Source organism: Amphritea japonica ATCC BAA-1530 (assembly GCF_016592435.1).
Classification (GTDB): Bacteria; Pseudomonadota; Gammaproteobacteria; order Pseudomonadales; family Balneatricaceae; genus Amphritea; species Amphritea japonica.
This window is the reverse complement of record NZ_AP014545.1, coordinates 720,958-736,625: the sequence shown is the minus strand read 5'-3', so window position 1 is coordinate 736,625 and position 15,668 is coordinate 720,958. Positions and strand designations below refer to the sequence as shown.

General features: G+C 47.1%; 12 protein-coding genes. 4 read left to right on the top strand and 8 right to left on the bottom strand.

Annotation, left to right across the window (positions count from 1 at the left end):
- Window positions 1-35 precede the first annotated feature (35 nt).
- The 3 genes from AMJAP_RS03430 to trpE all read right to left on the bottom strand — a co-directional run bounded on the left by AMJAP_RS03430 (window position 36) and on the right by trpE (window position 4,934).
- Window positions 36-1,829, bottom strand: coding sequence for a ShlB/FhaC/HecB family hemolysin secretion/activation protein (locus tag AMJAP_RS03430; protein WP_019622888.1), 1,794 nt, complete (start codon window positions 1,827-1,829; stop codon window positions 36-38).
- Between the two features lie 84 nt (window positions 1,830-1,913).
- On the bottom strand, window positions 1,914-3,257 hold the full coding sequence (tagH, locus tag AMJAP_RS03425; RefSeq protein ID WP_019622889.1) for a type VI secretion system-associated FHA domain protein TagH: 1,344 nt from the start codon (window positions 3,255-3,257) through the stop codon (window positions 1,914-1,916).
- A gap of 192 nt (window positions 3,258-3,449) precedes the next feature.
- Entirely contained in the window at window positions 3,450-4,934 is a 1,485-nt protein-coding gene (trpE, locus tag AMJAP_RS03420; RefSeq protein ID WP_019622890.1) for an anthranilate synthase component I, read from the bottom strand.
- A gap of 619 nt (window positions 4,935-5,553) precedes the next feature.
- Here trpE and nhaR point away from each other — a divergent pair.
- Complete coding sequence (gene nhaR / locus AMJAP_RS03415; RefSeq protein WP_019622891.1) at window positions 5,554-6,468, top strand: transcriptional activator NhaR; 915 nt, start codon at window positions 5,554-5,556, stop codon at window positions 6,466-6,468.
- Here nhaR and AMJAP_RS03410 read toward each other — a convergent pair whose 3' ends face one another.
- Window positions 6,469-7,152 (bottom strand): phosphoglycolate phosphatase, encoded by a 684-nt coding sequence (locus AMJAP_RS03410; protein ID WP_019622892.1) that lies wholly within the window; start codon window positions 7,150-7,152, stop codon window positions 6,469-6,471. It abuts the gene before it with no gap.
- Between the two features lie 14 nt (window positions 7,153-7,166).
- A complete protein-coding gene (gene rpe, locus AMJAP_RS03405) occupies window positions 7,167-7,835 on the bottom strand; it encodes a ribulose-phosphate 3-epimerase (protein WP_019622893.1) in 669 nt (222 codons plus the stop codon).
- 114 nt (window positions 7,836-7,949) lie between these two features.
- On the opposite strand from rpe, the gene AMJAP_RS03400 reads away from it, so the two are divergent.
- The gene (locus AMJAP_RS03400) at window positions 7,950-9,008 is read left to right on the top strand and encodes a DUF3530 family protein (protein ID WP_019622894.1); all 1,059 of its coding nucleotides are present in this window, start codon (window positions 7,950-7,952) and stop codon (window positions 9,006-9,008) included.
- A gap of 28 nt (window positions 9,009-9,036) precedes the next feature.
- Here the strand turns inward: AMJAP_RS03400 and djlA are convergent, their stop codons facing one another.
- Genes djlA through AMJAP_RS03385 form a run of 3 tightly spaced genes read right to left on the bottom strand, consistent with a single transcriptional unit; the run spans window position 9,037 to window position 11,616 of the window.
- Complete coding sequence (djlA, locus tag AMJAP_RS03395) at window positions 9,037-9,882, bottom strand: co-chaperone DjlA (protein WP_019622895.1); 846 nt, start codon at window positions 9,880-9,882, stop codon at window positions 9,037-9,039.
- A complete protein-coding gene (gene murU / locus AMJAP_RS03390; RefSeq protein ID WP_019622896.1) occupies window positions 9,872-10,564 on the bottom strand; it encodes an N-acetylmuramate alpha-1-phosphate uridylyltransferase MurU in 693 nt (230 codons plus the stop codon). The genes djlA and murU overlap by 11 nt, the downstream gene beginning before the upstream one ends.
- Window positions 10,564-11,616: an aminoglycoside phosphotransferase family protein gene (locus AMJAP_RS03385; protein WP_019622897.1), complete on the bottom strand. Its 1,053-nt coding sequence runs from the start codon at window positions 11,614-11,616 to the stop codon at window positions 10,564-10,566. Before AMJAP_RS03385 ends, murU begins: the two co-directional genes overlap by 1 nt.
- A gap of 132 nt (window positions 11,617-11,748) precedes the next feature.
- Here AMJAP_RS03385 and AMJAP_RS03380 point away from each other — a divergent pair, with 132 nt between their 5' ends.
- Window positions 11,749-14,382, top strand: coding sequence for an LPS-assembly protein LptD (locus tag AMJAP_RS03380; RefSeq protein ID WP_019622898.1), 2,634 nt, complete (start codon window positions 11,749-11,751; stop codon window positions 14,380-14,382).
- Window positions 14,372-15,664: a peptidylprolyl isomerase gene (locus AMJAP_RS03375; RefSeq protein WP_019622899.1), complete on the top strand. Its 1,293-nt coding sequence runs from the start codon at window positions 14,372-14,374 to the stop codon at window positions 15,662-15,664. Before AMJAP_RS03380 ends, AMJAP_RS03375 begins: the two co-directional genes overlap by 11 nt.
- Window positions 15,665-15,668: the final 4 nt, after the last annotated feature.

Sequence of the window (15,668 nt, the reverse complement as noted above, 5' to 3'; positions counted from 1 at the left end):
CGTTAGTTTTCATCCCTGATGTCGTCGTAAATCTATCAGAACAAGTAGTTCAGTTCGCCATACAGTTGTGTATCACGATTATTCGACGCTGCTCTATCACCTAGAGGCTTCGCTGCAGTCAATGTTGCAGTAAATGATTCGGCGGGGGTTAACCTTAACCCAATACCCACAGAACTCAGTTCCAACTGGGACTCTTCAGTGATAAGCGGTAAATTTTTATAGCCATGCGCGTAATCGACAAACAACATCAGTTGTAATAGCTCACCCCAACTTCGGTCATTAAACGCAGGCTTATCGCTAAATCCGGGGGCATTACTAATCAGCTCAATACCTGTATAAAACCCTTTATCCGCCAAGTACTCGCCACTCGGATAACCCCTCACGCTATCGAAACCACCCAGCCCAAACTGTTTAACTGAAAATAAAGGATCAGCAGAGTATTGGCCGTTAAACTTAAAAATCAGGGCATTGTTATCAGACAAACGCTGGTAACGGGCAATATCAAACTCAACCAGGTTAAATTCTGCTGGGGCGGGCCCTTCAGATGAGGATCTGCTGGCGTTAGCATCATTATTTCCCATCGCGCCCAGAACATCAGCGAAACCATGTTCAGCAGCGAAAGCCCCTCGGGTGAAGCCACCACCAAAGAGGTTATCCGAAAAATCAAAACCATAACGGACCGCCAGTGCAGTCAGATCGTCAACGTTACTCTCGATAGAGGCCTGCGTATTCTTTACCTGATCATGAATCAGTTCAGCTTCAACATAGCTGTTTTTAGTGCGGCTTCGCACCAGTTGCTTTCTAAGACCGACCTTCCACTGCGTTGATTCTCCGGCAAAAGCAAAAGCGGCCAGATCACGACCTACTTCATAATCACTTTTATGCAGATGCAATGAAACAATATAATCGGAATCGACCGGGCTAAAGTCATAGGTAACACCCGCATACTTAGCATTATCAACAGAGTAATCACCCTCAACATCAGGCTTATTCTGTAGAATAAAATTAAGTGCTAACTTATCAGCCAGCCCCAGAGGGTTATTAACATACAGATCCAGGCCTAGTCGTTCCTCACCCGAGTATTGCGATCCCTTATTATCGAGATAGATATCTCCAGATACCCTATCTTCGCTATTAATATTAATAACCATCTGGGTTAAGCCCACTGCATCACCAGGCTCAAGTACGCCAGAGATATCCAGGCCTGGATAATCCAGCACGGTCAGCAAAGCCGATTCAATCTCAGACTTTTCCAGCGGTTTTCCAATCTGATCGGCAAAAACACGGGTAATCAATTCAGCGTCGAAAGAGGACTCACCAGAAACCTCTACACTCCCTAACTCTCCCATTAAAAGGTGTAACTCAACAGTGTTATCAACAACATCCTGCGCAGGAACATACGACGTCGCTAATACATACCCCTGCGATCGATAGTAGTTGGTTACCTGGTCAGCCAGTTGCTGTAAACGCCCCAGCGTGAAGCGAGCCTTATATTTCACCATAGCATCCATCAGCATATTGACGACGACTTCATCATCAACCAATTTTTTACTTTTCTGAGAAGGTATAAGTAGATATAAATTAAGCAGATTCACATCAAACTGGGGACCCGCTTCCAGGTCAACAGGCCGCTCTTTACGTGGAGGAATAGTCAGATCAAGCTCTTTAGGCTGCTGTAGTGATTTATTCAGCTCCCGAGGACTCGAGCCGCCAGTGGTAGCCGCATCAGGCAAAACAGGTGCAGCTGATACTGAACACGTCAGTACTCCAACTGCTACCCCCGTAACCATGCCACTAAATAGAGTTTTTAACCCTTTAGTTTTAATCATCTTTGCGCTTTCATCCCTATAAGCCGTTAAACATTCCTTGTCCTCTACAGCGTCTGAACAATAGCTACGCTGCGAGCCAACAATCTACAAAACTCGATTAATTTGTCTTACTTGCTCTTCATATACACGAGAAAACTCTTCACCAAACAGACCGTGAAAATTATCCTGAGCTTCAAGTTGCAGCTGCTGATATGCCGTTGTGTACATATCCCAGTAACGGCTCTTTTTCGACAAGGTAAAACGAGTCGTCAACTGCGACTCAAGAGTGACTGGCTCGAAGCGCTCTAACAATGATGTCAACGCAGCTTGCATACCTGACATCACCGCAACCTGATGAGCCTTAACATCAACCACACCTTCCAAAACCGATTCCTGTGGCCCCAGATAACCTTCTGAATGAGTCAGCATAATCAGCATCGCTTCATCTACGTTGCTACAAAACTTCAGCGGATTATTACGGACAGCGCCAATACGGGTTACATCCATACCAAATTCCCGTTTTATATCGTTACGAGTCTGCAAAATATCCATTGTTCCTTTCGTCAGGATGTTCAGCATCTCACCCGCGGCGCGCATGATTTCGACTTTATTTTTACCGATTAAATCTTTGGGGTTTAACCCCAGACCTTCCAGAAAGCTACGGATCGCTCGACTATCAATGTGTAATTCGCTACCTGAGGTCATCTGATCCGACGCTGATTCAGCCTTCACCGATGGTTTTTCCATTACTTCCGCAGGAGCCTGGCTATCATTTGCCAGCGCTCCAGATGACTCAGACTCTTCTACGGAAACAGTTCTTTCAATGACAGCTACTGAGGCCGGAGCAATCTCGTTAAGCGGTTCTTCTTCAACCGAGAGCGTGTCTGTTTCCGATCCCGACATGAAATTTGAAAGATCTGAAAAATCAAAAGGTTCTTGCTCTTGCTGTGGCGCGATAGAATGAGATTTAGGGGAGCGATAATAATCATCAGCATGACCTAAAGGAATATTCGGTAGTGGAGCGGTTCTGGCTGGAGGCTGAGATTCGTGCAGTTCAGCTTCATGCTCTGCAAAGAAATCATCTATTGAGAAAGAATCAACCGATGCCTGCTGCAATCGTACAGGTTGATCTTCTTCGACGGTCACTAGCAGTTGATTTTCGCCTACGACAAGCCGATCCCCATCCTGCAGTTTATGACGCTGACCACGAGTAATAAACTGGCCTGTATTTAACTGGGTACCAGGAGAACTTGTATCTTCGAGGTAGTAGCTGCCCGAAATGAGATAACACCGGGCATGATATCGTGAACAGTAACGATCCGGGTCTTCCAGGACGATGTCATTATCGTCAGCCCTACCCAGAGTAAACTCTTCACCGGAAAAGACCTTTTCTACTTTTCTTGCCGGAGCTATCCCCCTGAAAGCAATCAGAGTAAGTCTAATCTTCACCGCAAACCATCCATAGTCGATACTTCCTAAGTAAAACAATCCATGTTTTCAACAGCGCACATTGGGCCATAATCTGACGCGCAGGTCAACCGATCCAGATCAGAGGAAAGTATCTGACAAGGCATTTATTTACCAATGAAAGCGGTATAAAAAAACCTCCAAAGGGAGGCTTTCTATCGCTCAAAACAGCAATCAGAGATTGTCTAATCCTTGTTCCACCATGGCTACAGCCTTGAATATAGCCCGGCCTTTATTCATGGTTTCATCCCATTCAGAGCTGGGCACAGAATCAGCTACAATACCGGCGCCGGCTTGTATATGTAGCTGGCCGTTTTCAATCACAGCGGTACGAATTGCTATGGCCGTGTCCATATTACCGTTCCAAGAAAGATAGCCTACAGCACCACCATAGATACCCCGTTTTACCGGTTCTAATTCATCAATAATTTCCATCGCCCGTACCTTAGGCGCCCCACTCAGAGTTCCTGCAGGTAGGGTTGCACGCAATACATCCATAGCCGACACATTTGGTTTCAGATGACCTATCACATTAGAGACAATATGCATTACATGTGAATAACGCTCTACAGCCATCTGGGTCGTCAGCTCAACTTTGCCAATCTCTGCAACACGACCCACATCATTACGTCCCAAATCAATCAGCATCAGGTGCTCAGCGATCTCTTTAGGATCTTCCAGCAGATCTTTTTCCAACGCCTGATCCTCGGCCTCGGTTGCCCCCCGCGGGCGGGTTCCAGCAATCGGTCGAACCGTAACGACGTTATCCTCTACCCGTGCCAGAATTTCTGGAGAAGAGCCTACGACATGATGATCGTCCAGATGCAAGACATACATATATGGCGAAGGGTTCAGGCAACGCAGAGCACGATAAAGATCAAGAGGACTGCTGGTAAAAGGAATTGTCATCCGTTGCGAGATAACCGTCTGCATTACATCTCCAGAGAGAATGTATTCTTTGATACGATCAACAGAATCCTTATATTGCTGTTCGCCAAAACTGGATTTAAATTCTGATTCGGATACTTCTCTCCGTTCTGACGGTTGGGTATCTTGCTGTGGGACCGAGAAACGCAATCGACTAACGAGTTCATCAAGCCTCAACTGCGCTTCATCTAACGCGTCTTCTACAGCAGGATCCGCATGACTGATCAGTATCAGCTTGCCACTCAGGTTATCAAAAACAACAACCTCATCGGATACCATCAACAGGATATCCGGCGTACCGATAACATCATCCGGCGCAGAGTCCGCCAGTCTTTTTTCCACATAGCGAACACAATCGTAACCGAAATAGCCTACCAATCCACCGTTAAACCGGGGCAAACCTGGTAGCTCAGCCGCACGATAACGGGCCTGGAATTGCTCAACAAACTCAAGAGGATCCGAAACCTCAGCTTGTTCAACAATCTCACCGTCAGTTTCAACCCGGATGTTATGACCAAAGACTTTAAGTACCGTTCTACAAGGCAACCCGATAATGGAATACCGACCCCACTTTTCTCCGCCTTCAACTGACTCTAGCAGATAGCTATAGGGCTGATTTGCCAGTTTCATATAAGTAGACAAAGGGGTATCCAAATCCGCTAAGACTTCGCGGACAACCGGGATACGATTAAAGTTTTGTGCAGCTAATTCAGAAAATTGTTCAGGACTCATCGTTTGTACTCGTTGCTACCCTGAGACTTTATCATCAGAGTATTTAAAATATATTCCGTTTGCTTGTTTCAAAGCAGGTCGGACACCATAACTGAAATGCGGGGTTCAGTTACGCCATCGCCAACGCTCTCCGCCATAGCGGGTGCACAGAACTATCTCTATTGGGGTTAGCAAATCTGACACGGTGTTTCCAGGCAATCATTGATTCAAGAAACTCAACTTTATAGCAGCCTCACCCCTGAATCAACTCAGGCGGTGGCTCGATAGCTATTTTATTAACCCTGCAGAAAGCTCTACCTCACTTTCCGACTTAAGAAACTCAATTCACACCTTGTTTTTCAATCTGCAGACAAAAAAAACCGGCCTTGGGAGCCGGGATAAGGTTTGGATGAGAGTCCACTTACATAATAGGCATGAGGAAAGCCTTACAACAATTTACTAAACAACTTCTTACAACCTTCTAACAACTCGCTTACCCTGACCCTTTAGGGGAGAACCTGAGAAGTCATGACAAACTCGATAAGTCACAGTATAGTCGAGTAAACTATAAATAAAATACGAATTTATTATATAAACAGTAAGATTTATACGAACCATTATATGAATTTTCGGTGCCCTAATGAACTTTAAACACCTACGTTATTTTCTTGCAGTAGCTCAGGAAGGCAGTATTAATCGAGCCAGTGAAAAGCTTCATCTAACCCCGCAAACGATCAGCGGACAGATCAAACTACTCGAGCAAGAACTGGGAACTGCGCTATTTAAAAAACGAGGGAGGAATCTTAAATTAACTAAAGCTGGTCAACATGCTCTCAACTATGCCGAAGATATCTTTCTGTTAGGGGACGAGCTCAAACAGAGTATCAATAATGCAACCACACTCAAGCAACAGCGCTTTACTATTGGTATTGCCGATGTGCTACCAAAACTGATCACTTATCACCTTTTAGAACCCGCCTTAAAGCAGTCTGATTCCAGTAGATTAATATGCGAAGAAGGCCCACTGCCAAATCTCCTGGCCGACCTCGCAACCCAGAAGCTTGATCTGGTGCTAGCTGACAGGCCACTGGATGCTAGCTTCCATATTCGTGGCTATAACCACCTATTAGGCGAATGCGGACTGAGTTTTTTTGCTACTCCAGATGTCGCAGCAACTTACCGGGCAAACTTTCCAGCCTCTTTAGAAGGTGCTCCAATGCTGATGCCATCAGCCGAAACCGAACGGGGGTCAGGCCTTAAGCGGTGGTTTGAACGCCACAAAATACGACCAGATATTCAGGTCGAGTGCGCAGACACAGCATTGATTGAGGCTTTTGGTCTTTCTGGCGCCGGAATTTTTTGCGCACCAACTGTTATAGCACAGCAGATGACTCGCCAATATGGTGTAGAGGTTATCGGTCGCATGGATGATATAAGGGAACGGTTTTATGCGATTTCACTTGAACGCAGAGTCAGCCACCCCGGTGTGCTTGCGGTATGCAATTCAGCCAGAACGGCTCTTTTCGAAGAACTCGATAAAACGGAAAAGAGCTGATTAGTTAATCAGCTCTTTCAGGTTATCAATAATGAGGTCTGGAGCATAACGAGCAACAGGTTCACCATGATTATAACCATAGGTAACGGCAGCAACTTTACACCCTGCCGCCTGCGCAGCTTTAATATCGCTGCGGGAATCTCCCACCATCAAAGTATGCTCAGGACTGACGCCGGATACTTCCATTGCATGCAGCAAAGGCAACGGGTGTGGCTTTTTCTCAGCCAGGCTGTCACCACCTAAGGTAATAGAAAAGTAATCGTTAAGACTAAACTCACCCATCAAAGCATCAGTAAAACTCAGGGGTTTGTTGGTAACCAGGCCCATATTAACCTGCGCCGCCTGCAAGGCCGTTAGCACTTCGATAACACCGGGGTACAACCTGCTTTTCTCGGAACAACAGGTGCCATAGTGCTCTAAAAACAGCTCATAGGCTCGGTCAAGAAGAACAAGCTCAGGTTCATTTCCCACAGGAGAGTCGAGGCCAGTCAGTGCACGTTTCACTAACATCTGAGCACCATTGCCGACCCAGTTTCGTACTCTGCCTTCGCCGGCTTCCGGCATCCCCATAGCGGCCAACATGCGATCAACAGCAAGTGCCAGATCAGGCACACTGTCCAGCAGAGTACCGTCCAGATCAAAGAGGACTAATCGGGGAAACTCCCCCTTAAATAACTCTTTCAAAGCGGTTAACCCACTCAGACCGCAGCCAGCTCAGCACGCATCTTATCGATAGTCGCCTGGTAGTCATTGGTATTAAAAATGGCAGAACCCGCGACAAAAGTATCCGCGCCAGCCGCAGCAATCTCAGCAATATTTCCCACGGTCACTCCACCGTCAACCTCGAGACGGATGTCGTAACCACTCTGGTCGATGAGCTTGCGAGCTTGTTTCAGCTTATCCAGCGTCGCCGGAATAAACTTCTGACCACCAAAACCCGGGTTGACCGACATCAACAGCACCATATCAACCTTATCCATGACGTATTCCAGATAGCTCAATGGTGTTGCCGGATTAAACACTAACCCTGACTTACATCCACCCTCGCGGATCATCTGCAATGAACGATCAATATGCTCAGAAGCCTCAGGATGAAAAGTAATAATACTGGCACCGGCTTCAATAAAGTCACCAATCATACGATCCACTGGCTTCACCATCAGATGAACATCAATCGGGGCTTTAATACCATGATTGCGCAACGCTTTACACACCATAGGGCCGATGGTCAGATTAGGCACATAGTGATTATCCATCACATCAAAATGTACGTAGTCAGCACCTGCTGCAAGGACGTTTTCTACCTCTTCACCCAGACGGGCAAAATCTGCAGAGAGAATAGATGGAGCAATCTTAAAATCAGCCATTAGCATAACTCGGAATGTAATAGAGAGAGGAATCCGGCTATTGTACTTTCCCCGCTTTGAAACTCAACCAGCTTTGTTCTTGCTAATATCTGCTGGCTCTTTAATAATCGAAGCATGAAACTAATTAAGCCCCTGATTTTTACACTTTTTTTAAGCCCTGCAGTTGCTCTATCTGCAGCAGAAGACACTGAGGCCGAAACACCATCAGCAGTGCCTGCGGCCAGTGAAAGCACTGATATTACCCGCGTTATGCCAAAACCAACTCAGCAACGCCAGGCTGACTTAGCACTAGAACAAGATATTGAAACTGAAGCAATATGGCTGGAACTAAATAACCAAAAGCAACTGGCGTTGCTTCAGAAAGCAGCCAGTGCATCCCCTGTCGGCAGCATAATGATCTTTCCTGACCGGGATACCGGAGCAGACTGGCCATCTATTGTTCATCCCCTCCGTACCCAGATGACCGCATTTGAATGGAATACCCTGAGCCTTTCCCTTCCAGAACACCCCCCTACAGTTATTCCTCAGCGCACACTCCCTGCATTACAGGCAAGAGGTCTGATTCAAACAACAGACACTGCTGAAGAGGTGACGGAATCAACAGAAGAAACGGCCACTTCGACTACCGATACGACTCAAGTCACAACTCAAGCAACATCACAGGATGAAGGCCAGATTGCAAACTACAACACACAGATTATTGAACTGGGGCAGCTGGCAACTGACCAATTAAGTAATCTGGACGGAAAGTTAACGATTATTCTGGGGATCGGCGAAGGTGCCACCTGGGCCATGCACTATTTTACTCAAGACGAGAAACAGGAAGATCGTTTTCTGGTGCTATTAGATGCCGTTCAGCCAAGGGACGATTCAGCCCCAAACCTGCTAAAAATGATCGCAGACACTGAAGCCCCGGTGTTGGATCTATGGTTTAACCGTAACCAGTACAAACGGCAGCAAGCAGAGCTACGTAAGCGCGCCGCCCTTCGATCGAGTAATAAGGGTTATCAGCAGGTGCGACTAAATCAGCGCAGCAACGATCCACGTAGGGAGCCACTCTGGCTAACCCGCCAACTACGAGGTATTTTAAAAAATCGAATTCTGGATAAAGAACCCCTGGTACCAGCCCTCCCTTCAAAAGCAGAACCGATGGTTCTCACACCGGGAAGCTAAGGGTGCTTTCTCCTACTCATCCGTGATATTACTGATTTTTACGGGCTGTTTTGATTCGATCATACGCAGCCTGAATTTCCTGAGTTTTCTCCTTTGCAAGCTGCATCATCTCTTCGGGCAGGCCTTTGGCTACAAGTTTATCAGGGTGGTGTTGGCTCATCAGTCGGCGATAAGCCTTTTTCAACTCAGCATCGGAAGCAGATTCTTCAACGCCTAAAACGCCGTAAGATTCCTTTAGAAGCTGCAGCTCAGAGACGAAACCGCCCTGATGGGATTGATAACTATGTTGCTGATATGAAAACTGCGATTGCATCCGCGCCATCAACGCAGCCATCTCTGCTTGTGACATCTGTAACAAACCACAGACTTCACGAATAATAATAGTTTCCGCTTCGCTCACCTGACCATCAGCCATTGCCGCTTGCAGCTGAATCTCGACAAACATCAACTTCAAAGGAATACGGAAACGAATTAACGCGCTAAGCGGCCGCATCACGTCCGCTATTTCAAAATCGTTTTCTTTACCTTGAGAGAACAACTCCATCGCTTCTTTACGACGTTCTTCACTCAGCCCCATCCGATTCATTACTTCACGGGCGTACTGAATCTCTTCCTCACTAACCCGCCCATCGGCTTTAGCCAGCTTCCCCATCACCGTGAAGGTCGCTTTAAAAAAAGCATCCTGAGGGTTCAACGCTTGCCCCAGAGCATTTTTCAAAGCCGCTGATATGGCGACACCAATGCCCGCACCAATTAACAACCCAACAAACCCGCCACTAAACAGGCCAATCAGACCACCAATAACCAGTGAAGTCCTGTTTCTTTGAACTAACTGTCCCAGACTAAAACCCGCTTTTTCACTTTTAAATGCCATTTACCCGACCTTTCTCAATATCTTCACTGACTTCCTGAAGTCGCTCAGGAGTACCTATATCCCGCCAATAGCCTGAAAAGGATTCACCCGACACTCGTCCTGACTGCATCGCATTGCGTAACAAAGGTGCCAACGGAAATTTACCCTTTGAGCAGCCATCAAACAACCGGGGCGATAGCACACTAATACCACTAAACGTCAGACAATCGCTTCCTTTATCAAGTACTTGATCATCTTGTAATTGAAAATCCCCTCCGGGATTATGCGCTGGATTTGAAACCAATATCAAATGGGCCATCGAACCTACTGCAAGACGTTGAGACAACAAACATCCAAACGAATAGTTCGTAAACACATCTCCATTAATCAATAAAAAAGGGGCTCCATCCTCACTCAATAACGGCAGTGCTTTGAATATCCCCCCTCCGGTTTCCAGTGGTTCACTCTCAGCCGACCAGGTCACTTTAGCACCAAAGCGCGAACCATCACCTACATAGGCCTCCAACTTTTCCCCCAGCCATGCATGGTTAATGACGATCTCTGTGATTCCCGCCTTCACCAATCGTTCAATGTGATATTGAACCAGCGGCTTACCAGCCACAGGCAGCAATGGTTTCGGGGTATTCAGGGTAAGCGGCCTCATACGAGTTCCCAAACCCGCCGCCAGAATCATCGCCCGCATCAGCTAAACCACCGGTCAAGTTGATCATTATCAAACTGATCATTCATATACATCGCTGGCACTACAACATCCTGCAACCAGACAGAAAACGTCGTTAAACTATCATAACGCCCCGCTACACGAATAATATAATTCAAGGTTCGGGGTATATCCGCAAGATAACCAGGTTTTCCGTCCCGAAGTAATAGGCGGGCAAAAATACCCGCAGCCTTCAAGTGACGCTGCGCACCCATCAGATCAAACCAGCGATAGAAGGTGTTGCGATCATATTCTTCTATCAGCCCGTCATTTACCAGCAGATCTCCAAACTGATCAACCCAACCATATACCCGCATATCTGGCCATTCGATATAGCAATCCCGTAATAACGACACCAGGTCATAAGTTATAGGGCCAATGACCGCATCCTGAAAATCGATGACCCCAGGGGTATTATCTCCGTCAACCAATAAATTCCGCGAATGATAATCCCGGTGCACACACACTTGAGGCTGTTCCAGCGCTGAGTCAATTAAAAATCCAGAGACCTCAGCAAACATATGTTTCACCCCAGGACCTATCGGCAGGCCCAACAAATCTGCCACCAGCCAGTCACGGAACAGATCCATTTCCCGCTGAAGTAGGGCCCGGTCATAGCCAGGTAGGGGGTGATCAGCGATAGCGCGGCACTGTTGCAGTCGGGTGAGTGCACCAAAAGCTCTTCCATAGAGTTCATCCGCATTCTCGTTGTTCAACTGATCCAGGTACAGATCATCACCCAGATCAGATAGCAACATATAACCCAGCTCTAAATCCACCGCATGAACAACGGGCGCATGAATTTCCAGAGGTTCCCAGGCTCGAGCGATACAAACAAAAGGGTGACTGTTCTCTTTTTCAGGAGGGGCATCCATCAAAATCCAACTCATTCCATGACTTTTCAATCGAAAGTAACGTCTGAAACTGGCATCACCTGAAACAGGAATGCACTGCCAATCGCTAGCCAGATCAATATTCAGCGCTTTAAATGTCTGTTCTACCCAATGCTTTAGACCGGCCAACCGTTGTCCCATATTTATCAATCCCCTAGCGTTGTTATAGCCGAATGTTTTATCATGCCATGCTCTATAGGGTATGTTACTCGAATCAAGGTTTAGCGATAAGAGAAATAGATGTTTTTCTTCGCAGACTAATGGACAATCTGAATGCCGTTCTCAAGACGTTCTTCTTACACACTGACACTGGCCGTTATTGCCGCAATGCCAGCCATCCTGCACGCGGCTAATTTGGATCCAGATATCCAGAATGCCCTCTGGACCTGTACCATGGAAGATGGTCAGGACTGGCAGTGCGGCCATCCGAATCAGGATAATAATCTACCTACAGCAACCGAGCAGGAAAAACCGTCAGCTGAAATTAAACAAGAACAACCCATAAAATCTGGTTCGTTCACGTCAAGTCAGCAAATAAATGGTACCTGGTCCTGCGAAGCAAACGCTGTCGGTGGCTGGTCATGTCTTGACAACACAGCTCCCACCGTGACTTCAGAACCAGGTAAATCATCTACAGAAAAGGCAGTAGCAGTAACCAGTGCTCCACTCCTTTCAGCCAAGACACTTAAACCAGACCGGGCAGCACAGGCCGACCTGACAGACAGGCGCCACGAAAATCTTGACTGGTACCCGGTATCCGGAGCGACAAAAGCTTGTCACGGTATCTATCTTGAGCCTGAGTCACACAGCAGTACACAATTAAGCTCATCACTAAATCAAGATAAGTTACAACTAGATGCCGACCGATCAGAAACGCAGTTAGGCGGATTAACCCGACTCGAAGGTAATGTTGAGCTACGTCAGCAAGGCCGTTATTTGCGAAGTAATTCTGCTCAGTTCGATCAGATATCTAACCAGATCAGTATGGTAGGCAACGTACAATACAGAGAGCCAGGGATGTTACTCCGCGGTACCCAGGCCCAAACCAACGCAATATCCGGTGAAACAGTCGTTAGTCATGCCGACTATGTCGTACATGAGCGATCCTTGCGGGGTGATGCAAGCCGGATTATCCGCATGCAGGATAACCGGATCAGGATGGAAGAGAGCACATATACCACGTGCCCGCCCAACGATGAGAGCTGGGAAATCGCAGCAGACTCCCTGGTACTGGACCCCAGTCGTGGCTTTGGCACCGCCCGCCACGCTACTCTCAGAGTTGCTGACACCCCAGTATTCTACTTTCCTTATCTGGAATTCCCAATTGATGACCAGCGCCACTCAGGTTTTCTGTTCCCATCCTTCGGCTACTCAAACGAAGATGGAATTGAAGCGGCTATCCCCTACTATTTCAATTTAGCTCCCAACTTCGACGACACACTGACACCTAAAGTGTTTACTAAACGAGGATTGTTGCTCGAAAATGAATTCCGTTACCTGGACAATTACGGTAAACAAACGCTTAGTACCGGTTTATTGGTTGATGATAACCAGGCCAATCGCGACCGTTGGGCCCTGGGCCTCAATCATTCCGGTCACAAGGAAGCCTGGAGCACTCTGGTCGATTACAACGCTATCAGTGATGATGACTACTTTGATGATCTTGGCTCTAGCCTGGATGTTGATCGCTCCAATCACCTGAATCAACAGGCTGAAGTACGATACAGCAGCCGACACTGGTCAGCGAAACTCAGGGCGCATAGTTATCAAACTATTAATAACAGCAAATCTCCTTATCAACGAATGCCGCAGCTCCAGCTGGAAGGGAGCTACAGCCAGAATCAGGGACAAGAGATAGTCTACAGTTATCTGGCTGATACTACTTTGTTTGACCGGAAAATCGATGGTTTGACAGGTATTGACCGGGTCACCGGCAGTCGTCTACACCTGCAGCCCTCTCTAAGCATGCCTACAGTTTGGAGCTGGGGCTACATGACACCTAAGGTAACAGCCTGGCTTAGCCAGTATAATCTGGAAGATCAGATTGTCGGACAAGACGACAGTATCAGCCGCGCGGTAGGTCTGTTTAGTTTTGATTCCGGGCTGGTTTTTGAGCGTCAGGCTGGCCGCTACACTCAAACACTGGAGCCCCGGCTATTTGCCCTTTACAGCCAGGAAGAAGATCAACAGGGCATTCCTGACTTTGATACGGCTGAAACAGACTTTAGCTACCAAGGCTTATTCCGTGAAAATCGTTTTACCGGACTGGATAAAGTTGGCGATAACCAACAGGTATCTTTTGGTATTAGCTCTGCGTTCTATCGAAATGACGGTAGTGAAAAAGCCCGACTGGGACTGGCACAAGCCTATTACTTTGCCGACCGTACCGTGCAACTTAACGGCGATACAAGTGTCGATACTGAAGCGCAATCAAACTTTGCCGCTGAAGCCAGCTGGAGCCCCTATTCAGATCTCCAGCTATCAATTGATACGGAGCTGGATAAACAATCATTAGACCCACTAGAAAACAATTTTAAAGTGCGCTTCACCCCAGCTCCCAATAAAGCGATTAGTTTCAGTTATCGCTACCGGGAAGAGGTACGAAATCAGGCTGAAGCAACTTTTATCTGGCCGCTCTCACCTGAATGGAGTGCAATGGGACTATGGCAAAAAGACCTGGAAAACTCTCAAACACCTGAAGCATTGCTTGGGTTAGAGTACGCCAGTTGCTGTTGGAAAGTTCGGGTTGCCGCACGACGGTGGATAGAGGATGATAGCGATGGGAAAGAAGACACCGCTCTATTCCTGCAATTTGTCCTAAAAGGGTTAGGCGGGATTGGTAATGACAGCTCCGCCCTGGAAGGTATTTTTGGCTTTAAAGAACGTGAAGAGAATAATGACTACTAAGCTCATGAATAAACTAAAGCCAAGTGTGGCTGCCCTATTACTGGGATTAAGCGTCTCGGCCAGTGCCATAGACACTCCTATTGATCGCATCATCGCTATCGTAAATGATGATATCGTTTTACAGAGCGAACTCAGTAATCGTGAAGCGATCATCAAAGCCCGACTGAATGCTCAGGGACGCGGAATCCCCGATGAGCAAGTACTACAAGGTCAGGTATTGGACCGATTGATTCTAGACAATATTCAATTGCAGATTGGTAAAGAAAGAGGCATCAGAATCAGCGATAGCGAGCTGAACGCCTCAATGGAGCGAATAGCTGCAGGCTCAAAACTAACACTGGAGCAGTTCCGTGAGGCTTTAATCGCCGAAGGGCAGGATTACGCTCAGGCACGTCAACAGATCCGCAATGAGATGCTGATCCAGCGAATTCAACAGCGCATTGTCAACAGCCGTATCAATGTCTCCCAACAAGAGATCAATAACTACCTTGAGTCTCAACAGGGACAACAGCTGAGCTCTGAACGTTACAATATCTCCCAAGTCCTTATTGCGGTTCCATTGCAAGCGACTGCTACAATGATCCAGTCGGCTCAACAACGTGCTAATGAGATATTTGTACAACTGGAAGGTGGGGCTAATTTCGCAGAAACAGCGATATCGCACTCCAAAGGTCCAAACGCACTGAAAGGCGGCGCGATTGGCTGGCGTAAACTCAACGAGATGCCGGAAGAGTTTGCTTCTGTGGTGAAGACACTCAAGACTGGTGAGTTTAGTAATCCGCTACGCAGTCCTAGCGGCTTTCACATACTGAAAGTCATGGACAAGCAGGGCGGCACTGTTCAGCTGGTTAAACAGGTTAAGGTTAGCCACATTCTTCTAAGCCCCAACGAGATACGTTCTCCGGCCCAGACCCGTCGTGAGATAGAGTCGATCTATCAAAAAATAAAGGAAGGCGTTCCTTTTGATGAACTGGCGAAACAACATAGCGATGACCCTGGCAGCGGCTCATTAGGCGGTGACTTAGGGTGGACACAAGCTGGCCAGATGGTGCCTGAATTTGAGCAGGTAATGTTTAATACAGCCAAGGATCAGTTCAGTGCACCCTTTGAATCCCGGTTTGGCTGGCATATCCTCAAAGTAGAAGATAGTCGTGAGCAGGATATGGGTGATGAAATGCAGACCAATCAAGCTCGAGCTACGATACGTCAGCGTAAGTTCAATGAAGAACTGCAGAACTGGTTACGTGAAATCCGTTCCCAAGCTTACATCGAGCTTAAGTAATACA

Bases quoted from the DNA above. Each gene is read 5' to 3' on its own strand.
- AMJAP_RS03430 (WP_019622888.1), bottom strand. From the start codon at position 1,829: ATGATTAAAACTAAAGGGTTAAAAACTCTATTTAGTGGCATGGTTACG.
- trpE (WP_019622890.1), bottom strand. From the start codon at position 4,934: ATGAGTCCTGAACAATTTTCTGAATTAGCTGCACAAAACTTTAATCGT.
- nhaR (WP_019622891.1), top strand. From the start codon at position 5,554: ATGAACTTTAAACACCTACGTTATTTTCTTGCAGTAGCTCAGGAAGGC.
- rpe (WP_019622893.1), bottom strand. From the start codon at position 7,835: ATGGCTGATTTTAAGATTGCTCCATCTATTCTCTCTGCAGATTTTGCC.
- AMJAP_RS03400 (WP_019622894.1), top strand. From the start codon at position 7,950: ATGAAACTAATTAAGCCCCTGATTTTTACACTTTTTTTAAGCCCTGCA.
- djlA (WP_019622895.1), bottom strand. From the start codon at position 9,882: ATGGCATTTAAAAGTGAAAAAGCGGGTTTTAGTCTGGGACAGTTAGTT.
- murU (WP_019622896.1), bottom strand. From the start codon at position 10,564: ATGCGGGCGATGATTCTGGCGGCGGGTTTGGGAACTCGTATGAGGCCG.
- AMJAP_RS03385 (WP_019622897.1), bottom strand. From the start codon at position 11,616: ATGGGACAACGGTTGGCCGGTCTAAAGCATTGGGTAGAACAGACATTT.
- AMJAP_RS03380 (WP_019622898.1), top strand. From the start codon at position 11,749: ATGCCGTTCTCAAGACGTTCTTCTTACACACTGACACTGGCCGTTATT.
- AMJAP_RS03375 (WP_019622899.1), top strand. From the start codon at position 14,372: ATGACTACTAAGCTCATGAATAAACTAAAGCCAAGTGTGGCTGCCCTA.